Consider the following 19110-nt stretch of genomic DNA (forward strand, 5'->3'; position numbering starts at 1 on the left):
TGATCGGTGCCCCACAGTGCTGTGCGGGTGCACCGCGTGCTCAGCGTTCGTTGCCCGCGCGCAGCCAGGCGACGTAGTCGGCGGTCGCGCGTTCGGTGTCGTAGGCGGGCTGGTAGCCGGTGTCCTGCCGCAGCCGGGTGATGTCGAGGTAGCTCCGGTGCCCGGTCCCGCCGGTCGGCAGGTCGACCTCGGCGTCGGGGACGACCGCGCGGAGCGCGGCGATGATCTCGGCGTTGGACGTCGCGCGACCGGAGCCGACGTTGTAGGTGCGGTGGTTGAGCCGGTCGGTGAGCTGCAGCAGCGCGATGGCCGTGGCGCAGTCCTTCACGTAGCACAGGTCGATCGCGTCCTCCGCGTACGCGGGACCGGCGAGCGCCGACAGGTCCGGCGTGATCCCCTTGGCCGCGGCGTGCACGAGCTCGGGGGCGGGGAAGAACAACGCGCCATGCGGCTCGCGCGGGCCCCAGATGCCGGCGATGCGGTAGTTGACGATCTCGATGCCGGTCGCGCCAGCGAGATGGTCGGTGAGCAACTCGCCGATCTTCTTGAACGCCGGGATCAGGTGGGGTGAGGCCATCGGCAACGGCAGGTCCTCGCGCAGCGGGCCATCGTCGGTCAGGCCACTGTAGACACCGATCGTGCTCGCCACGCCGACGCGTGACACGCCCCAGGTCTGTGCCGCCCGCACGATGTTGAGCAGCCCGCCCAACGCCCGCCGGGTGTCCTCCACGGGTTGGTCGGCACTGGGCGGCCACGGCATCGAGCCCGCGAGATGCACGATGCCGGTGATCTTGTGTCGAGTCCCGACATCGAGCAACGCGTCGAGGTCGGTGATGTCGGCCCGCTCCACCGCCACCTGCTCGTCGGCGAGCTCGGCCGGCACCTCGGCCGCGCGGCGCTGGACCAGCACACAACCCTCGCCGAGGTCGAGCAACGCCCGGACGGTGTGCGAGCCGATGAACCCAAGACCCCCGGTAACCAAGATCATCGCACTACCAATCTGTCGGTTCACTGATTGTCAGTTCTACTGACGATCAGGTTAGCGATAGAGTCGGCGGGTGTCCAGGACAGAGCTGACCGAGAATCTGGTCTACCTGCTCAAGCACGCCCAGCTGCGGATGGCCGAGCTGACCACCGAGGCGTTGGCGCCCCACGGCATCGACGGGCGTGAGCTGGGGGTGCTGCTCGCCGTCGCCGGTCACCAGCCGACCTCCCAGCAGCAGGCGGCCCACCGGCTGGGCATCGACCGCACGACGATGGTCGCGATGCTGGACACCCTCGAGGCCAAGGGCCTGGTCTCCCGCCACCCGGACGCCGAGGACCGGCGCCGCAACGTGGTCGAGCTCACCGAGTCCGGACAGGACACCCTCCGGCTGGCCACCGAGGCCAGCGGCGCCGCCGAGCGCGCGTTTCTCGGGCCGCTCACCCCCCAGGCGGTGCGGTCCCTGCGGAACTCGTTGCGGACGCTGGTGACCCAGCCGGACGACAAGCCGTAATTCCCCGTCCCACGATGCGATCGGCGTTGCCCGCCGGCCGAGGGTGGCCGCATGCTCGCAGTGAGGAGCGGAGGAACGATGAGCACGAACAGGACGCAGTACGCGGACTCCACGCGTTTCGTGCACCAGTGGCAGCAGTGGAAGGTGGCCAGGGAGCGGGAACTGGCCCACCCGTACGGCTGGCTGGCGCTGGTGTCGCTCGACTGGCTGGCCGACCGGCCACAGGCCTATCCGGGCGCGCCGGGCAGGTGGTGGCAGGACCAGGACGCGGCCTACGTCGACCCGGACGGTGCGGCGCTGACCGTCGACGGCGAACCGGTGACCGGCGTGCACCGGTTCGAGCTGGTGAACAGCGGTGCGGGCGTCCGGGTGGCGACCGGTGAGGTGGAGATCGAGGTCGCCCGCCGGTCCGGCTACCTCATCCGGGTGCACGACCCGAGCGCGCCGACGCTGGCCGCGTTCGCGGGCGTGCCGGCCTACGACCCGGACCCGGCGTGGGTGCTGCCGGGGCGGTTCGAGGCGTTCGACTCACCGCGCGCGGTGACCGTCGGCGCGGTGGTCGAGGGCCTCCGCCACGTCTACACCTCGCCCGGGGTCGTGCGGTTCGCCCACGACGGGGTGACCCACACGCTCACCGCCTTCAACGGCCGCCGCGGCGACGGGTTGAGCATCCTGTTCACCGACGCCACCAGCGGCGTCACCACCTACGCCGCGAACCGGGCACTGGAGGTGGACCGCGCGGAGGACGGCACGGTGCTGCTGGACTTCAACCGGGCGAAGAACCTGCCGTGCGCGTTCACCGACTTCGCCACCTGCCCGCTGCCGCCCGCCGGCAACCACCTGCCGTTCGCGGTCACCGCGGGCGAACTCCTGCCCCACGAACAGCGGCGCGAGCCGTGACCGAGGTCACCCTGGCGTCCATTATGGACACGCCCACCTCGCGGAGCGTGCCCAGCCGTCAGGACACCTCTTCCAGTAATCGGGACGCCCTGGCCCGGACCGCTGCGGAGAACCCGTCCACGAGCGGGTAGAGCGTGGCCGCGGTCTCCTGGTCGAGGCGGATACCGCCGGGCAGGCGTTCGATGTGCTGGTCCAGCACGAACCAGCCGGGCACGATGTGGTCGGAGCCGAGCGAGGACAGCACCGGCCGCAGTGCGTAGTCGATGGCGAGCACGTGGGCGCGACTGCCGCCGGTGACGACCGGCAGCACCACCTTGTCCGCCAACGCGAACTGGGGCAACAGGTCGAGCAGGAGCTTGAGCAGTCCACTGTAGGCGGCCTTGAACACCGGCGAGGCCACCACGACACCGTGCGCCCCGGCGATGGTGGCCACGACCTTCGCGATGGCCGGGTGCGCGGTGTCGGCGGTGGTCAACGGTTCGGCCGGCAGGTCGCGGACGCGGACGGAGTCGACGGTGTGACCGTCCCCGCCCAGCCGGACGGCGAGATGGTCGGCGAGAGCGGCGGTACGGGACGTGACGGACGGACTGCCGGACAACACAACGATCGAGGACAACCGAACCTCCTCGGGTGACACGCGGTCTGGGTCGATCGTAGGCACACGTGGGAAGCGGTTCCGCGATGTGGGAGCCACCGCGTCGGCCGTTGCCCGGCGATTTCCCGGCTACGTAGTGTTGGTGGTGTCCGTTCTCCTACTGGCGTGAGCAGGGCGTATGACCAACGACGTGCTCGATCTGGTGCAGCTGCGCACTTTCGTGGCGATCGCCGAATACGGCGGGTTCGGGCGTGCTGCCGGCGCACTGCACCTGAGCCAACCCACGGTCAGCCAGCATGTGCGGCTGCTCGAGAAACGGCTCGGGGAACAGTTGGTGCGCAAGGACGGCCGGTACGCCCGGTTCACCGCGGTGGGGGAGCGGCTGTTGGTCGAGGCGCGCCGGATCATCGCGGTACACGACGAGGCACTCGACCGGCTCACCACCCAACGGCGGCAGTCGGTGGTCATCGGGTCCACCGAGACCGCCGCCGAGCAGGTGCTGCCGCGCCTGCTTTCCCTGCTGCGCAAGGCCTATCCCGGCTGGTCGGTGCAGTTCCAGTTGGACAGATCGACCCAGATGACCGATCTCGTGCACCGGGGGGTGGTCGATCTCGCGATCCTGCTTGGGTTTTCCGGCGACACGCACGGCGAGCTCGTCGGCTCACTGCCGTTGCGCTGGTACGCGTCGGTCGACATGGTGTGGCCATCGTCGGGTCAGCCACTGCCGGTGGTGGCCTACCGGGAGCCGTGCGGCATGCGCCGGCGAGCCCTGCAACGCCTCGGCGACCTCGGTCATCCGGTGGAGGTGACCGTCGAGTCCGCGAGCCTGGAAGGGGTGATCGCCGCGGCGCGGGCCGGGCTCGGCGTGGCGGTGCTGCCCAGCGCGGGCGCGTCCCCGGACTGGCTCACCGAGTGCGCGCACCTGCCAGACCTCGGCGAGATCGGCGTGCATCTGGCGACCCGCCGGGGACTGGAACACGATGTCGTCGCCGCGGCCCTGGGCGCGCTGCGGGACTTCTTCGCCGACCGGGCGCGGCCTGCGGACAACGTGCGCCGGCTCGCGGTGTGACATCACGATTTCCGATGGGTGGTCATCGGGAATTCGAAACGGTGGGTCACGGTATTTCCGGCATAGCATTCCGGCGTGACCGTCACCATTTCCGTACCGGAGCTGAACGCCCGGATCGACGAAATCCGCCTGCTGGACGTTCGCTGGCAACTCGGCACCCCCGACGGCCGGCCGGCGCACGCCGCCGGGCACATTCCCGGCGCGGTCTACGTCGATCTCGAGGCCACCCTGGCCGCGCACCCCGAACCGGGCGACGGCCGCCACCCGCTGCCCGACCCGGCCGCGCTGCAGGCGGCGGTCCGGGCGTGGGGCGTGCACGACGGCGACCCGGTCGTGGCCTACGACGTGAGCGGGAACCTCGCGGCGGCCCGCGCGTGGTGGTTGCTGCGCGCCGCCGGCCTGCCCGACGTGCGGCTGCTCGACGGCGGACTCGCCGCGTGGATCTCGGCCGGCCTGCCCCTGGAGACCGGTGAGGTGACCCCGGATCCCGGCACCGTGACCCTCACCCAGGGCGAACTGCCGACCATCGACATCGACGCCGCGGCCGCGTGGCCGGCGCACGGCGTGCTGCTCGACGCGCGCGCCGGCGAGCGGTACCGCGGCGAGGTCGAGCCGATCGACCCCCGCGCCGGGCACATCCCGGGCGCGGTCAGCGCGCCCACCGGCGAGAACCTGTCCGAGAACGGCACGTTCCTGCCGGCCGACGCGCTGCGCCGGCGGTTCGCCGGGCTCGGCGTGCGGCCGGGGGACCAGGTCGCGGTGTACTGCGGCTCCGGTGTCACCGCCACGCACACGATCGCCGCGCTGCGGATCGCGGGCATCGACGCCGCGCTCTACCCCGGTTCGTGGTCCCAGTGGTCCAGCCACCCGGACCGGCCGGTCGCGATATGAGCCACCGGGCGCTGACCTCGGCGCTGGCCTCGTGGTCGGCCGAGCCGGCCGAGTTGACCACGGCGTCGGTCGACCGCTCCGGCGTCGTCCCGGACGGGCTGCCCGACCTGGTCGTCTTCGCCACGAGCGTCGACGACGTCCGGCACACCGTCGCCTACGCCGCCGCACACGGCGTGCCGGTCGTGCCGAGGGGCGCGGGGTCGGGGGTGGCCGGTGGCGCGGTCGCGGGCGCCGGGTCGATCGTGCTCGACGTGTCCGGCCTCGACCGGATCGTGGCGCTGCACCAGGACGAGGCGATCGCGGTGGTCGAGCCAGGGGTGATCACCGCCGACCTCGACGCCGCCGCGGCCGCGCACGGACTGCGCTACGCGCCCGACCCGGCCAGCGCGGCGCTGTCCACGATCGGCGGCAACATCGCCACCAACGCCGGCGGGCTGCGGTGTGTGAAGTACGGCGTGACCCGCGACGCCGTGCTCGCCGTCGACGCCGTGCTCGGCGACGGCACGCTGGTCAGCACCGGTCGCCGCACCCTCAAGGGGGTCGCCGGCTACGACCTCACCGGGCTGCTCGTCGGCTCGGAGGGCACCCTCGGGGTGATCGTCGGCGCCACCCTGCGGCTCTCGCCGCGGCCGGTCACGACGGCCACCGCCAGCGCGTTCTTCGCCACCGCGCGGGACGCGGTGGCCGCGGTGAGCGCCGTGCAGCGACGCGGGCTGCGGCCGTCCACCGCCGAGCTGCTCGACCAGGCCACGCTCGTCGCCATCGACCAGGCGCAGGGCTCTGACCTGCACACCCGTGGCGAGGTCCTGCTGTTGCTGCAGACCGACGGCTACGGCGCGGAGGCCGAGCTGGCCGAGGCCGAACGGGTGCTGGCGCCGCTGGCCACCGCGCTGGAGACCACCACCGACCCGGCCGTGGCCGACCGGTTGGTGGCCACCCGACGTGCGGCGCTGCCGGCGATCGAACGGCACGGCCGGGTGCTGATCGAGGACATCGCCGTGCCCCGGTCGCGGCTGGCCGAGACGGTCGCCGAGGTGGCCGCGATCGGCCGCCGAACCGGCGTGCGGATCTTCGTGTTCGCGCATGTCGGGGACGGGAACCTGCACCCGATCGTGCTGGCCGACAGCGCGCCGCCCGACCAGGTCGACCAGGCGGTCGCGGCGATCTTCGAGCACGCCATGGCCGTCGGCGGCACGCTCACCGGCGAGCACGGGATCGGCACGCTCAAGCGGCCGTGGCTGGCCGCCGAGCTCGGCGAGCCGGTGCTGGACCTACAGCGGCGGGTCAAGGCGGTGTTCGACCCCGCCGGCGTACTGAACCCCGGTAAGGCCGTCTAGTCATCGATGACGATTCCCGATGGTTGGACATCGGAAAACATCATTGGACCCCACGAATACCGTCACCATAGTTTTGGGGCATGAGCGAGCGTTCCGTGGAGTTCATCAGCCAGGCCTACGTCAATTCCGGCAACGAGATTCGGCCAGGTGCGGACAAGGCGCTGGACCGCACGTTCTTCGCCCGCTACGTCCGGACCCTTGACGAGTACGGCTTCGACTACGTGCTGCTGCCCTACGGCTCGGCCAGGCACGACCCGATCACCCTGGCGGCCGCGGTCGCGGCGACCACCGAGCGGCTGACCCCGATCGTCGCGCTGCGCCCCAACCTCGTGCAGCCGACCTGGGCGGCCAAGGCGCTGGCCACCATCGACCAGCTCGGCGGCGGCCGGGCGGCGGTGCACATCATCAGCGGCGGCGACGACCACGAGCAGCGCCGCGAGGGCGACCGGCTCGACAAGGCGCGGCGGTACGCGCGGTCCGCGGAGTTCATCCAGCTCCTCCGTCGCGTGTGGACAGCCGACGGGCCGATCGACCACGCCGGCGAGTACTACTCCTTCGAGGACTTCGCCAGCCAGGTCCGGCCGACGCGCGGCACGATCCCCATCTCCGTCGGCGGGTCGTCGCCGGAGGCCTATCGGGTCGGCGGCGCGCACGGCGACATCTTCGGACTCTGGGGTGAGCCGCTGGACCGGACCCGGGAACAGATCGCGGCCATCACCGCCGAGGCGACCGCCGCCGGCCGCGCCGAGCCGCCCCGTATCTGGGCCACGTTCCGGCCGATCATCGACCGCACCGAGGAACTGGCCTGGGACAAGGCACACCGCACGCTGGCCGCGCTGAACCGCAACGCGGCCAACGGCGGCGCCGCGCCCCGGGAGTCCGCGCCGAACGCCGGTTCCCAACGGCTGCTGGACATCGCGAAACAGGGCGAGCGGCACGACCGTGCACTGTGGACCCCGGTGGCGACCGCGACCGGCGCGCGCGGCGCGTCCACCGCGCTGGTCGGCACCCCGGAGACGGTGGCCGCCGCGTTGCTCGACTACGTCGACCTCGGGGTGAGTCTCATCTCCATCCGCGGCTACGACTACTACGACGACGCCGTCGACTACGGCCGCCACCTGCTTCCCCTGGTACACCAGGAACTCGCGACCCGCAGGGCGCTGACCGGGTCGGGTGCCCGATGAGTACCCGGCGGAATCTCGTGGTGGTGGTCCAGTTGCTCGGTGTCGGGTCCAACCGGGAGGCGTGGCGGCTGCCCGACAGCCGGATCGAGGAGTCGCTGCACGTCGACCTCTACGGCTCGCTGGCCGAACAGGCCGAGGCCGCCGGCGCGCACGGGCTGTTCTTCTCCGACGGCGTCACCACCGGTGTCGCCGACCCCAGCTCGATCCTGGAGCCGATCACCGCGCTGTCCGCGCTCGCCGCCCGCACCCGCCACATCGGACTGACCGCGACCGTGTCCACCACGTTCACGCCGCCGTTCACCCTCGCCCGCCAGTTCGCCTCCCTCGACCACCTGTCCGGCGGCCGCGCCGGGTGGAACATCGTGACCTCGGCCTGGGGTGAGCGCAACTACGGCGACGAGCCGCTGCCATCCCACGACGACCGGTACCGGTTCGCCGAGGAGTACATCCAGGTCGTGTCCGCGCTGTGGGAGAGCTGGGACGCCGACGCGCCGGTGTTCGACCGGGAGGGCGGTGTCAAGTACCGCAAGGGAAGCGTCCGGCGCACCGACGCGCGCACCGAGCGGCACGCGGTGGAGGGCCCGCTCAACATCAGCCGGTCGCCGCAAGGGCGCCCGGTGCTGTTCCAGGCCGGGTCGTCCACCGACGGCAAGGCGTTCGCCGCCCGGCACGCCGACGCCGTGTTCACCGCCCAGCCCGACCTCGACGACGGCCGCGAGTTCTACGCCGACCTCAAGGCACGGGTGGCCGCCGCCGGCCGCAAGCCCGACGAGCTGAAGATCCTGCCCGGCCTCTACGGCGTCATCGAGTCCAGCACCGAGCGCGCCAGGGAGGTGGCCGCCGAGCTGGACCGGTTCGACGCGACGAGCGACTTCGCGCGCAAGCGCAAGGCGTTCGAGACGGCGGGCTTCGGCGGCAAGGACCTGTCGCATCTCGACCCGGACCAGCCGATCCCGGCCCACGAGCTGCCGGACCCGGAAACGGTGCAGGGCAGGCGTTCCCGCTACGAGCTGTACCGCAGGCTGGTGCTGCGCGGCGAGCACACGCTGCGGGAACTGGTGCTGCGCAACGGGAAGTCCGGCAGCGGCCACTGGGGCCCGGTCGGCTCGGCCGAGGAGGTCGCGGCCGAGATCGAGGACCGCTTCCTGCGCGAGGCACTCGACGGGGTCGTCATCGCGCCCCAGCACCTCGGTGGCTACCGGGTGGTGTTCGAGGAGCTGCTGCCGCTGCTGCGGGACAGGGGACTGTTCACCAACGACTACTCGGGCGGTACCTACCGCGCGAACCTGCTCGCCTAGCGGAAGAGGACACACCGATGACACGACGCCCGACACTGTCCCTGTGGCTCATCGCCGTGGTGGCGGCCGCGGGGTGTTCGGCGTCCCCCGCCGACCCCGCGTCGGCCGGCGGCGAACCACAGCCGGGCGGGGAGCTGATCTGGGCACACGTGTCCGACCCGGTGTGCCTCGACCCGAACCAGACCGACCTGCAGTCCAGCCGGGACGTCGGCCGCCAGTTCGCCGACTCGCTGCTCGACGCCGTCCCGGTGTCCGGCGAGCTGAAGCCGTGGCTGGCCACCGAGTGGGCGGTCAACGAGGACGCGACGGAGTTCACCTTCACCCTGCGCGGGGACGTGACGTTCGCCAACGGTGAGAAGTTCGACGCCACGGCCGTCAAGACCGCGTTCGACGGGGTGCGCGACCTCGGCGCGAAGGCGATCGTGGGCACCAACTACCTCGACGGCTACCTCGGCACCGAGGTGCTCGCGCCGAACAAGGTCGCGGTGTCCTTCGACCAGGGCAACGTGTCGTTCCTGCAGGCGGTGTCCACAGTGAACCTCGCGATCCTCGCGCCCTCGACCTACCAGCGCTCGGCCGAGGACCGCTGCCTCGGCGAGCTGGTCGGCACCGGCCCGTTCGTCCTCGACTCCTACGAGCCGAACTCGCAGGTCGTGCTGACCAAACGGAAGGGCTACGACTGGGCGCCGGAAACCCGGGAGCACCAGGGAGAGGCCTACCTCGACAGGATCACCTACCGGGTGGTGCCCGAGGCGGGGGTGCGGGTCGGCAGCGTGCAGTCCGGTGAGCTGAACGGCGCGAACTCGATCCCGACGCAGAACGAGGCCACTCTCGAGGCAAGCGGTTTCCAGCTGCTGAAGGTGGTCAACCCGGGCGTGGTGAGCGTGTATCTCACGAACAACAGCTCGCCGGTGCTGAAGGACGAGGCCGTGCGCCGGGCGATCTTCTACGGCATCGACCGCGAGGAGATCCGCCGCACGCTGTTCACCGAGGACGACAAGCCGGCCACCCACGTCCTCAAGTCGGGCACCCCGGGGTACAAGGACTTCGGCGACCTGATCCGCACCGACCAGGACCGATCAAGGCAGCTGCTCGACGACGCGGGCTGGGTGCCCGGCCAGGACGGTATCCGGGTGCGGGACGGGCTGCGCGCGTCGGTGACCATCGTCAACGGCCAGTCCGGCTCGACCGCCGAGCACGAGCTGATCGCCCAGCAGCTCAAGCGCATCGGCGTCGAGCTGCTGATCAAGAACGTGTCCCGGGGTGAGATGATCGCGGCGCTGGAGGACGGCTCCTACGACTTCGTCCCCTATGGACTGACCAGAGCGGACGCGGACTCACTTCGGCACTTCTTCTCCGTCAGCCGGGGAAACTGGAGCAAGCTGACCGACGGCCCGCTGGAGGATCTGCTGCGCAGGCAGGCGTCCACACCGGACCCCGAGCGGCGCCAGGAGTACGTCGACCAGGCGACCAGGTACATCCTGGAGCACGCGATCACGATCCCGAAGGTGGAGATCCACGTCACCCAGGCGGCCGCGAACACCGTGCACGGGCTGAAGTACGACGCCGGCGCGCAACTGCCGCTCTACGACGCCTGGCTGGCGGGCTGAGGTGACCGGTCGTCAGGTGCTCGTCCGGCTCGGGCAGGGCGTGCTGGTGCTGTGGGCCGCGGTGACCGTCGCGTTCCTGGTGCTCTACGTCCTGCCGGGCGACCCGGTGAAGATCATGCTGTTCGGCGGCGGGGAGGACGTGGCTGGCGTCGACGCGGCGAGCGTGGCGGCCATCCGCGCCGAGTACGGGTTCGACCAGCCGCCGTGGCGCCACTACCTGTCCACCCTCGGCGACGTCGTGACGCTCGATCTCGGCCGGTCCATCCAGAAGGGCGCGCCGGTGTTCGCGATGATCGGCGCCGGCCTGGTGCGCACCGCGGCACTGGCCGGGCTCGCGCTCGTGCTCGCCGTGCTGGCCGGGTTCGCGCTCGCTGTCGGGGCGGTGCTGACCCGCAACCGGGTGCTCGCCTCGGTGCTGCGGGCGGCCCCGTCCGCCGGGGTCGCGGTGCCGTCGTTCTGGGTGGGGCTGCTGCTGATCCAGGTGTTCGCCTTCCAGCTCGGCTGGCTGCCGGCGATCAGCGGGAAGTCCGCCGAGGGGATCGTGCTGCCCGCGGTGACCCTCGCCGTGCCCTCCTCGGCGTTCATGGCCCAGCTGTTCGCCGACAGCCTGCGTACCGTGCTCCGCGAGCCCTATGTGGACATCGCGCGCGCTCGCGGCACCCATCCGGGAGTGGTGCTGCTGCGGGACGCGGCGAAGAACGCGAGCCTGCCGGTGCTGACCATGCTCGGCATGATCGTGGGCAACCTGCTCGCCGGGTCGGTGGTCGTGGAGACCGTGTTCTCCCGCGACGGACTGGGCCGGATCACCTACGAAGCGGTGAAGGCACAGGACATCCCGGTCGTGCTGGGGGTGGTCGTGGTCGCGGCGACGATCTTCGTCGTGGTGAGCCTGCTCGTGGACCTGTTGTACCCCCGGCTCGATCCCCGGATCAGGTTCACCCGGGACCGGGTCTCATGAGCACCATATTGTTGAGCAGGCCGATCTCGGTCTCTGTTCGGCCGGGGCTCGTGTTGGCGTGGGTGGTCGTGCTGCTGGTGCTCGGCTGGGCGTTCGTGCCGCAGCTGTTCACCGGTCAGGACCCGATCATCGGGCAGACCGCCGACCGGCTGCAGGGGCCGAGCACAGGGCACTGGTTCGGCACCGACGAGCTTGGCCGGGACATCTACACCCGCGTCGTCCACGGCGCCTCGCTCACGTTGCGGGCCACGCTGGTCGCGGTGCTCGTCGGCCTCGCGGGCGGGGTGGTGCTCGGTCTCACCGCCGGGTTCGGACCACGCCGGCTCGACGACGCGATCATGCGGTTCGTGGACGTGCTGCTCGCCATCCCCGGCCTGCTGCTGTCGCTCGCGATCGTCACCGCGCTCGGGTTCGGCACGGTCAACGTCGCCATCGCGGTCGGGGTCGGGTCGATCGCGAGCTTCGCGCGGGTGATGCGGGCGGAGACGTTGCGGGTACGTACTCAGTCCTATGTGGAGGCTGGTCGGGCTTCGGGTGCCACCTGGTGGACGGTGCTGCACCGGCACGTGCTGCGCAACGCCTACGGTCCGGTGCTCGCGTTGACCGCGCTGGAGTTCGGCAGCGCGGTACTGTCGATCTCGGCGCTGAGCTTCCTCGGGTTCGGCGCCCAGCCACCCGCGCCGGAGTGGGGTGCGCTGGTCTCCCAGGGCCGCGACTTCATGGCGGTGGCGTGGTGGATGACCACGTTGCCCGGCCTGGTCGTGGCGGTGATTGTCGTGTCCTTCAACCGGATCTCCACGAGCATCGGCGGCGACGATGACTGACACCCCGATCCTCGACGTCACCGGGCTGACCGTCGAGTATCGCACCACCCGGGTGCTGGATGGCCTCGACCTTTCCCTGGCCCGCGGCGAGATCGTCGCGCTGGTGGGGGAGTCCGGCGCGGGCAAGACGACCCTGCTGCACGCGGTGCTCGGGCTGCTGCCGCGCACCGGCCGGGTCGTCGCCGGCGACGCCCGGTTCGACGGGCGGTCGCTCGTGCACGGGTCACCCCGGCGGCTGCGGGCCGTGCGGGCCGCGCGGATCGGTTACGTGCCACAGGATCCTACGGTCTCGCTCAACCCGACCCGCCGGATCGGCGCCCAGGTGGCGGCCGCGATCCGGGCACGCGAACCGGCGCTGCGGCGGGACGCGCTGCGGGAGCGGGTACTCGACGCGCTGCGCCTGGCCCGCCTCGACCGGCCAGCGGAGCGGGCGGGACAGTTCCCGCACGAGCTGTCCGGCGGCATGCGCCAGCGCGTGCTGATCGCCACAGCGTTCGCCACCGAGCCGGACCTGATCGTCGCCGACGAGCCGACCAGCGCGCTGGACGTCACCGTGCAGCGCGAGATCCTCGACTGGGTCGCCGAGTTGAACGAGCGCACCGGCGTGTCGATCCTGCTCGTCACCCACGACCTCGGGGTCGCGGCCGATCGGGCACACCGAGTCGCGGTGCTCGCCGGCGGCACGGTGGTCGACCAGGGTACCCCGGCCGCCGTGTTCGGCGCGTCCACCCACCCGTACGTACGCCATCTGGTCGCGGACTCCCCGGCGAACGCCCCCGCCGACCGGCCGGACACGCCCCGCGCCGAGCCGGTGCTCGTGGCGACCGGTCTGCGCAAGACGTTCCCGTTGCCCGGCGGTGGCGAGGTGCGCGCGCTCGACGGCGTGGACCTCGAGGCGTTCGTCGGGCGCACCCTCGGGGTCGTCGGCCAGTCCGGCTCCGGGAAGTCCACATTGGCCAGATCGCTGCTGCGCCTGGCGGATGTCGACGACGGCAGCATCACGGTGGCCGGCCGGCGGGTGGAGTCCCTGCGTGGCAGGGAGTTACGCCAGTGGCGGCAGGATGTGCAGATCGTCTACCAGAACCCGTTCGCGTCGCTGAACCCGAAGCTGCGGCTGTGGGAGATCGTCGCCGAGCCGCTGCGGGCGTTCGGCCGGTTCGACCGGGCCAGGGTGACCAGCGCGCTGGACCAGGTGGAGCTGCCCGCCGCGCTGCACGGCCGCACACCGCGCGAGCTGTCCGGCGGGCAGCGGCAACGGGTGGCGATCGCTCGCGCGCTGGTGCTCGAACCGAAGCTGGTCGTGCTCGACGAACCGGTGTCCGCGCTGGATGTCACCGTGCAGGCCCAGATCCTGCGGCTGCTCGCCAGGTCGCAGGCCGAGCTGGGCACCGCCTATGTGCTCATCTCCCATGACCTCGGCGTGGTGCGCGGCATCAGCGACGAGGTGGTGGTGATGCGCGCCGGTCGGGTCGTGGAGAGCGGGCCGACCGAGCGGGTGTTCACCCAGCCGGCCGACCCGTACACCCGCGCGCTCATCGACGCGATACCCGGACGCGGCCTCACCACAGCCGTCTGACCGAAGGAGAACCATGTCAGTGTTGGCCGAGGGCGCGGTCCGACCGCTGCCGTTCCGGTTCGATCCCGAGTGGACGGTGCGGACCGAGGACCATCCGTGGGCGCAGACCCCGGACGCCACCGCGGGGAACAACGGGCTGGTCTACCTGCTGACCCGCGAGCCGGGCGCCATCCGGGCGTTCGACGCGAAGACCGGGACGCACGTGACGAGCTTCGGCGAGGGCGTGCTCAGCCCTCGGCCGCACGGTCTCACGTTCGGCCGCGACGGGCTGCTCTACGTCGCGGACTCACCGCACCACGTGGTCCGGGTGTTCACCGTGGACGGCGAGCAGGTGGCGGTCATCGGGTCAGCGCACCAACCGTCGGCCAGCGGCGCCGACTACGACCTCGAGATCAACTTCCAGTGGCGCAGCGTCCGCCGGGGCGCGCCGCCGTTCAACCGGCCGGCCAAGGTCGCGTCCACACTGGATGGTGGGGTGCTGGTCGCCGACGGCTACGCCAACGCGCGGGTGCACCGGTTCACCGCCGACCACCGGCTGGTCGCCTCGTGGGGTGAGCCGGGCATCGGGCTCGGCCAGTTCAACAACGTGCACTCGGTGACCGCGCTGGCCGACGGCCGAGTACTCGCCGCGGACCGGGAGGGCGACCGGCTACAGGTGTTCTCCGCCGACGGCGACTTCCTCGACGTGTGGGCCCAGCCGCGTCGGCCGACCGCCGTCGTCGAGGACCCTCACGGCCGCGTCCTGGTGACCGAGCTCGGCCGGGCAGCCGGTGAGGACACCGCCCGCCGCGGCGTGGTCCCGGCCGCCGAACCCGCCGCCGTCCGGGTCGTCGACGGCAGCGGAAACCTGCTGTACTACGGCACGTCCTTCCCCGGCGGGCCGGCGTTCGCGGGCCCGCACTCGATCTCCCTGGCGCCCGATGGCACCGTGTACGTCGCCGACCTCGCGGCCGGCGTCGTCCTGCGTGCCCTGCCAGCCGACAACGGAGTCCCCGCATGACCGTCGCCTATGACAACCCGCCCCACCTCGCCGCCCGCGCCACCGTCGTGGTGGTGCCCGGCCGCGGCGAGAACGCCACCGTGTACGAGCGGCTCGGTCTGCGGTTGAGCTTCGACGCCTACCGCGTCCGCGTGCTCGACGACCCGGTGCCCGACCCGGCCGCGGCCACCGCGGCGGTGAAGGAGCTGCTCACCGAGGACGCCCCCGGCCCACACGTGCTCCTCGGCTCGGACACCGGCGCGCTGTTCGCGGCGCTGCTGGTCGCCGAGGGCGCGGTCACCGTCGACGGACTGGTCCTCAGTGGACTCCCCGCCGGCACGCGGCCGGTCGCCACCAGGGACTGGGAGGCGGAACTGGACGTCCGGACGACCTGCCCGACACACCGGGCCCGGCTCACCGAGGACGCGAGCTTCCGGCGCGGCGCGCTGTGGACCCCACCGCCGCCGGACTGGGAGGCCAGGGCGAACCCGGAGGCGGTGCCGGTGCCGGTGGTCGGCGTGCACGGCGCGGCCGACACCGTGTCCACAGTGGAGGAGGTGCGTTCCTGGTTCACCCGCCTGCCGCGAGGTCACCTGATGAGCCTGGCGGGCACCGGCCATGACGCGCTGAACAACCAGACCCACCGCACGGCCGCCTCGATCGTGGTCCGGTTCCTGGAACGCCTGCGGCTTGGCGCTGACCTGCCGGCCATCGAACAGGTGGAGGTGGCGTGACCCGCTACGTGGTGATCGGTGCCGGCGCGGTCGGCGCCACCACGGCCGCGCAACTGCACCTGGCCGGCCGGGAGGTCGTGCTCGCCGCCCGCGGTGCGCACCTGGCCGCGTTGCGGGAGACCGGTCTGCGCTACGTCCGGCCGGAGACCACCCTGACCGTGCGGCTGCCGGTCGTCGGCGACCCCGACGAACTCAAGCTGCGCCCCGACGACGTGCTCGTGCTGGCGACCAAGACCCAGGACGCGGACGCGGCGCTGGCGGCGTGGGCGTGGCAACCGGTCGGCGACGGCGTCGCCGCGACCGAACTGCCGGTGCTGACCGTCCAGAACGGACTCGACAGCGAACGCAGCGCGTTGCGCCGGTTCGCGACCGTGTTCGGCGCGGTCGCCTGGTCCCCGGCCAGCCACCTGGTGCCCGGCGAGGTGATCTGCCCGGCGGCGCCGACCGCGGGCGTGTTCTGGGCCGGTCGCTACCCGGCGGGCACCGACCCCCGCCTGCACGACCTGGCGGCCGACTTCACCGCGGCACACCTGGCCTTGGAGGTCGTGCCCGACATCGTCCCGTTCAAGGCGGGCAAGCTGGTGGCCATCCTGCCGAACGCGCTGGACGCGCTGTACCCACCGAGCCCGGTACGCGATCGGGCTGGCGAGTTGTTGCGCGTGGAGGCCAGGGAGGTGCTCGCGGTGGCCGGTATCCGCGTCGCGGACGTGGCCAGGGAGAGCACTCAGGACCGGTCGGGCTTCGTCAAACACCCGATCCCGGGCCACGAACGCCAGGGCGCGTCCACCTGGCAGAGCCTGACCCGAGGCGTGTCGGTCGAGTCGGAGTTCCTCAACGGCGAGATCGTCCTGCTGGCCCGCCTGCACGGCCGCGACGCCCCCGCCAACGCGGCGGTCCAGGCCCGCATCGCCCGCGCGGTCGTCGACCGAACCCCGGCCCGCTCGCTCACCGACGACGACCTGCTGGCCACCCTGCCGGCGGCCGACCGTCCACAGTGACCGATGGTCAGGAGTTCACGGCCGCGCAGGCGCGCCTGCGGAAGCTGTCGAACGCGTCCATCGCGTTGTCCCCGAAGTCCTCCCACGGCCTGCCGGACGCGTCGGTGCCCAACTGCGCGAACAGCGGCACCGCCTCGGCGGCTCGGCCGGCGCTCACCAGACCATAGGCCGCCCAGCGCCGGTCGCTGTTCGCGTAGACCCCACCGCCGCCGGCGGGCGTCCCGAGCCACCCGAGCAGCGCGTTGAGCGCGTGGTGGATCTTGGGATCCTGCCAGATCTTCTCGTTGACGTCCTCGTAGTGGTAGGCGGCCTGGACGACCAGGAAGCCGAGCGACGGGGACGCGGCGGCGGCCCGCTCGGCGAAGGCGAACGCCGCGTCGAACGGACCGGGCTCGTCGGGGGCCAGATGCATCAGCGCGAACTCGTGTCCGGTGCGGTGCAACGGGTCGCGGGCCTGGAGCTCCCGCAGGATCATGCCGAACGTGGCGTTGTCGTACCCGCGGGCACTGGAGAGGATGACCAGCGTGCACCACGGAGTCGGGTCCTGCGGCGCCAGCTCGGTCGCCCGCTTGGCCGCGGCCTCGGACCGCAGCACCATCTGGTAGAACGCCTCGTGCTGTTGGGCCTCGGTGTACTCCGGTGGCTTGTTGCCGCGCAGTTTCCAGGCCAGCCAGAAGAGTCCGTGCGCGTCCAGGACCGCGAGGTGGCGGTCGTCGGGGGCGGCGTTGGCCCGCCACGCCGCCAGCCAGGCACCGTCGTCCGCGGCGGCCTCGCCGAGCGCGTGCACCGCGGCCATGCGCATCGCCCAGTCCCCGTAGCTGCGGTTGAGCAGATCCGCGGCCGGGCGCCAGTCACCGGCCCGCGCCGCGGCCACCGCCGCGGCGATCACCGGGACCGGCCTGCTCAGGTCGGTGCTCAGCAGCTGCTTGGGCGGCAGGCCGAACCTGGTTACGTCGACGGGCGGCAGATCGGGTAGCCCCGGCACGATCTCGGACGGGTTGACGGTGGGATCCACCTGGTGGATCACCGAGATCAGCTCATCGTGGGAGGCCGTCTCGATATAGGCCTTCACCGACTGGCCGCGGCTCTTGGCTTCCTTGCGCATGGCCATCAGGACGCGGGTCTTCGTGCCGATCAGCAGTGCCACGTTGTTGTTGCCTTCCGTGTGGTTGGGTTACCGCGTCGAGGAGCGCGCGCAGTCCGGTGGTGTTCGGGCGTTCGGCCACCGCCGCGTCGATCAGCTCCGGGAGCGAGACCTGGTATCGCTCGTCCAGCCGCATGGCGCCCGCCGACGGCCACGACTCCCGCCAGTGGATCGCGCCCGCCTCGGTGAGCAGCCGGACGACCGCACCCAGCAGACCTTTGTGGACGATGAGTCTGGCGCGTTCGTACCGGACCCGTGGGCCGTCGGTGGGGTCCGTGCCGAACTCGGGCAACCGGCCGGCGTCCAGCGCGTCGAGCAGCGTGCGCAGTGACGGCGGCCGGCCGGTCAGCCGGGCGGCGGTGGCCAGCACCTGGTCGGTGTTCTCGGTCATCGACGCGATACCGCCGATGCGGATCAGCGTCGGCCAGTCCACCCGCCGCTTGGTGCGTGCCTCGGCCACCAGCCCGTCCAGCAGCGCCGCGTCCAGCAGTGGCACCGGATTACGCAGCAGGCCAAGGGCGTTCCCGGCCGGGACCCGCACCGTACCGACGGCGCGCAGCGCGTCGATGGCCGCGACCCGCTCACGCAACGGCGGGTGGGTGTCGTACGGGTTCGCGTCGGCCGGCGGGTTGGCGCGCAGTTCGGCCAGCTCGTCGTGCAGCGCGGCACACAGCCTGCGGTACCCGCTGAACGCGTCGGCCGGCAGGTAGCCCGCGGACCAACCCATGACCAGGTGGTTGTTCAGGAACACGTCCCACGACTCGGCGATCGGCGCCAGCTCGCGGAACGCGGCGACGGTGGCCGCCGAACCGACGGCGTTGGCCGCCGCCTCGTCTGCCGCGCTCTCCTGCCGCCTGCTCAGCTTCGTGGACGCGCGCAGCGCGCCGGAGCCGCAGATCCGCAGCAGGAAGTGCAGCGCCCGCTGGAGATAGTCGTCTCGGTTCATTGTGGTCAGTGTGTGCACGTAGGCACGCCTGCTGCGGTAGGCGATGCCGGCGAAGCGGGTGTCCCGGTTGCTGTAGTGCGCGAGCTCGTGGGTGAGCACCGCCGCGAACTGGGCCGAGCCGAGCTCGGCGACCAGCGGCGCGCCGATGAACATGTGCCGCCGGACGGAGATCAGCCCGAGCAGCCGGGTGTCCTCCATCACCATGGCGTTCGCGTCCGCGATCAGGTGGATGTCGTCCGGTGGCGCAGTGTGCGCGACCTCGGCGAGCCGGCGGACCAGCGCCCACAACTCCGGCTGCTCGTGTTCGCGCACCGGCACGCCCCGCACCGGATTGTCGATCTTCTTGACCAGCACCCACAGTCCGCGGCCAAGGACAAGCACGGTCGGCACGACACCGATCGCGATCTTCACCGCGGAGCCGGGGGACTCGGTGAACGCGTAGACGTTGAACAGGATCAGGCCGGCCATGACGAGGAGCATCATCACCGGGACGATGCTGATCAGTAGCACCCAGGACACGGTGCGCGACAACAGTTTCAGTGGGGTCACCCGTTCGGAGAACACCGGTCAG

18 protein-coding genes are annotated in these 19110 nt (G+C 71.8%); 14 read left to right on the forward strand and 4 right to left on the reverse strand.

Annotated features, from left to right (window positions below):
- Positions 1–40 precede the first annotated feature (40 nt).
- A complete protein-coding gene (locus ACYVIP_RS23895; protein WP_460400002.1) occupies positions 41–988 on the reverse strand; it encodes an NAD-dependent epimerase/dehydratase family protein in 948 nt (315 codons plus the stop codon).
- Positions 989–1058: 70 nt separating this feature from the next.
- On the opposite strand from ACYVIP_RS23895, the gene ACYVIP_RS23900 reads away from it, so the two are divergent.
- Both ACYVIP_RS23900 and ACYVIP_RS23905 read left to right on the forward strand, forming a co-directional pair.
- Positions 1059–1496 (forward strand): MarR family winged helix-turn-helix transcriptional regulator, encoded by a 438-nt coding sequence (locus ACYVIP_RS23900; RefSeq protein WP_460400004.1) that lies wholly within the window; start codon positions 1059–1061, stop codon positions 1494–1496.
- Between the two features lie 78 nt (positions 1497–1574).
- On the forward strand, positions 1575–2396 hold the full coding sequence (locus ACYVIP_RS23905) for a DUF1684 domain-containing protein (RefSeq protein WP_460400006.1): 822 nt from the start codon (positions 1575–1577) through the stop codon (positions 2394–2396).
- Positions 2397–2454: 58 nt separating this feature from the next.
- On the opposite strand, the gene ssuE is transcribed toward ACYVIP_RS23905, so the two are convergent.
- Positions 2455–3012, reverse strand: a complete 558-nt coding sequence (gene ssuE / locus ACYVIP_RS23910) for an NADPH-dependent FMN reductase (RefSeq protein ID WP_460400008.1) — start codon at positions 3010–3012, stop codon at positions 2455–2457.
- A 157-nt stretch (positions 3013–3169) separates the two neighbouring features.
- Here ssuE and ACYVIP_RS23915 point away from each other — a divergent pair, with 157 nt between their 5' ends.
- The 12 genes from ACYVIP_RS23915 (at position 3170) to ACYVIP_RS23970 (ending at position 16449) form a co-directional block, all read left to right on the forward strand.
- A complete protein-coding gene (locus tag ACYVIP_RS23915; RefSeq protein ID WP_460400010.1) occupies positions 3170–4060 on the forward strand; it encodes a LysR family transcriptional regulator in 891 nt (296 codons plus the stop codon).
- Positions 4061–4135: 75 nt separating this feature from the next.
- Positions 4136–4951 carry a sulfurtransferase gene (locus ACYVIP_RS23920; RefSeq protein WP_460400012.1) on the forward strand — a complete coding sequence of 272 codons (816 nt, stop codon included), beginning with the start codon at positions 4136–4138 and terminating at the stop codon, positions 4949–4951.
- Positions 4948–6288 (forward strand): FAD-binding oxidoreductase, encoded by a 1341-nt coding sequence (locus ACYVIP_RS23925; RefSeq protein ID WP_460400014.1) that lies wholly within the window; start codon positions 4948–4950, stop codon positions 6286–6288. The genes ACYVIP_RS23920 and ACYVIP_RS23925 overlap by 4 nt, the downstream gene beginning before the upstream one ends.
- An 80-nt stretch (positions 6289–6368) precedes the next feature.
- A complete protein-coding gene (locus ACYVIP_RS23930) occupies positions 6369–7472 on the forward strand; it encodes an LLM class flavin-dependent oxidoreductase (RefSeq protein WP_460400016.1) in 1104 nt (367 codons plus the stop codon).
- Positions 7469–8770, forward strand: coding sequence for an NtaA/DmoA family FMN-dependent monooxygenase (locus ACYVIP_RS23935; protein WP_460400018.1), 1302 nt, complete (start codon positions 7469–7471; stop codon positions 8768–8770). The genes ACYVIP_RS23930 and ACYVIP_RS23935 overlap by 4 nt, the downstream gene beginning before the upstream one ends.
- Positions 8771–8787: 17 nt before the next feature.
- The gene (locus ACYVIP_RS23940; RefSeq protein ID WP_460400020.1) at positions 8788–10380 is read left to right on the forward strand and encodes an ABC transporter substrate-binding protein; all 1593 of its coding nucleotides are present in this window, start codon (positions 8788–8790) and stop codon (positions 10378–10380) included.
- A gap of 1 nt (position 10381) precedes the next feature.
- Positions 10382–11338 (forward strand): ABC transporter permease, encoded by a 957-nt coding sequence (locus ACYVIP_RS23945; protein ID WP_460400022.1) that lies wholly within the window; start codon positions 10382–10384, stop codon positions 11336–11338.
- Positions 11335–12162: an ABC transporter permease gene (locus ACYVIP_RS23950; RefSeq protein ID WP_460400024.1), complete on the forward strand. Its 828-nt coding sequence runs from the start codon at positions 11335–11337 to the stop codon at positions 12160–12162. The genes ACYVIP_RS23945 and ACYVIP_RS23950 overlap by 4 nt, the downstream gene beginning before the upstream one ends.
- Entirely contained in the window at positions 12155–13738 is a 1584-nt protein-coding gene (locus ACYVIP_RS23955; protein ID WP_460400026.1) for a dipeptide ABC transporter ATP-binding protein, read from the forward strand. Before ACYVIP_RS23950 ends, ACYVIP_RS23955 begins: the two co-directional genes overlap by 8 nt.
- Positions 13739–13751: 13 nt before the next feature.
- Positions 13752–14738 carry an NHL repeat-containing protein gene (locus ACYVIP_RS23960; RefSeq protein WP_460400028.1) on the forward strand — a complete coding sequence of 329 codons (987 nt, stop codon included), beginning with the start codon at positions 13752–13754 and terminating at the stop codon, positions 14736–14738.
- Complete coding sequence (locus ACYVIP_RS23965; protein ID WP_460400030.1) at positions 14735–15451, forward strand: alpha/beta hydrolase; 717 nt, start codon at positions 14735–14737, stop codon at positions 15449–15451. Before ACYVIP_RS23960 ends, ACYVIP_RS23965 begins: the two co-directional genes overlap by 4 nt.
- Positions 15448–16449 carry a ketopantoate reductase family protein gene (locus ACYVIP_RS23970; protein ID WP_460400032.1) on the forward strand — a complete coding sequence of 334 codons (1002 nt, stop codon included), beginning with the start codon at positions 15448–15450 and terminating at the stop codon, positions 16447–16449. Before ACYVIP_RS23965 ends, ACYVIP_RS23970 begins: the two co-directional genes overlap by 4 nt.
- 7 nt (positions 16450–16456) lie before the next feature.
- Here the strand turns inward: ACYVIP_RS23970 and ACYVIP_RS23975 are convergent, their stop codons facing one another.
- Both ACYVIP_RS23975 and ACYVIP_RS23980 read right to left on the reverse strand, forming a co-directional pair.
- Complete coding sequence (locus ACYVIP_RS23975; RefSeq protein ID WP_460400034.1) at positions 16457–17596, reverse strand: hypothetical protein; 1140 nt, start codon at positions 17594–17596, stop codon at positions 16457–16459.
- A complete protein-coding gene (locus ACYVIP_RS23980; RefSeq protein WP_460400036.1) occupies positions 17487–19088 on the reverse strand; it encodes a M48 family metallopeptidase in 1602 nt (533 codons plus the stop codon). Before ACYVIP_RS23980 ends, ACYVIP_RS23975 begins: the two co-directional genes overlap by 110 nt.
- Positions 19089–19110 lie beyond the last annotated feature (22 nt).

Source organism: Actinophytocola sediminis, assembly GCF_054779715.1.

Excerpts from the sequence above, each read along its gene's own strand:
- ACYVIP_RS23895 (WP_460400002.1), bottom strand. The coding sequence starts at position 988 with ATGATCTTGGTTACCGGGGGTCTTGGGTTCATCGGCTCGCACACCGTC.
- ACYVIP_RS23905 (WP_460400006.1), top strand. The coding sequence starts at position 1,575 with ATGAGCACGAACAGGACGCAGTACGCGGACTCCACGCGTTTCGTGCAC.
- ACYVIP_RS23915 (WP_460400010.1), top strand. The coding sequence starts at position 3,170 with ATGACCAACGACGTGCTCGATCTGGTGCAGCTGCGCACTTTCGTGGCG.
- ACYVIP_RS23925 (WP_460400014.1), top strand. The coding sequence starts at position 4,948 with ATGAGCCACCGGGCGCTGACCTCGGCGCTGGCCTCGTGGTCGGCCGAG.
- ACYVIP_RS23930 (WP_460400016.1), top strand. The coding sequence starts at position 6,369 with ATGAGCGAGCGTTCCGTGGAGTTCATCAGCCAGGCCTACGTCAATTCC.
- ACYVIP_RS23935 (WP_460400018.1), top strand. The coding sequence starts at position 7,469 with ATGAGTACCCGGCGGAATCTCGTGGTGGTGGTCCAGTTGCTCGGTGTC.
- ACYVIP_RS23940 (WP_460400020.1), top strand. The coding sequence starts at position 8,788 with ATGACACGACGCCCGACACTGTCCCTGTGGCTCATCGCCGTGGTGGCG.
- ACYVIP_RS23950 (WP_460400024.1), top strand. The coding sequence starts at position 11,335 with ATGAGCACCATATTGTTGAGCAGGCCGATCTCGGTCTCTGTTCGGCCG.
- ACYVIP_RS23955 (WP_460400026.1), top strand. The coding sequence starts at position 12,155 with ATGACTGACACCCCGATCCTCGACGTCACCGGGCTGACCGTCGAGTAT.
- ACYVIP_RS23960 (WP_460400028.1), top strand. The coding sequence starts at position 13,752 with ATGTCAGTGTTGGCCGAGGGCGCGGTCCGACCGCTGCCGTTCCGGTTC.
- ACYVIP_RS23965 (WP_460400030.1), top strand. The coding sequence starts at position 14,735 with ATGACCGTCGCCTATGACAACCCGCCCCACCTCGCCGCCCGCGCCACC.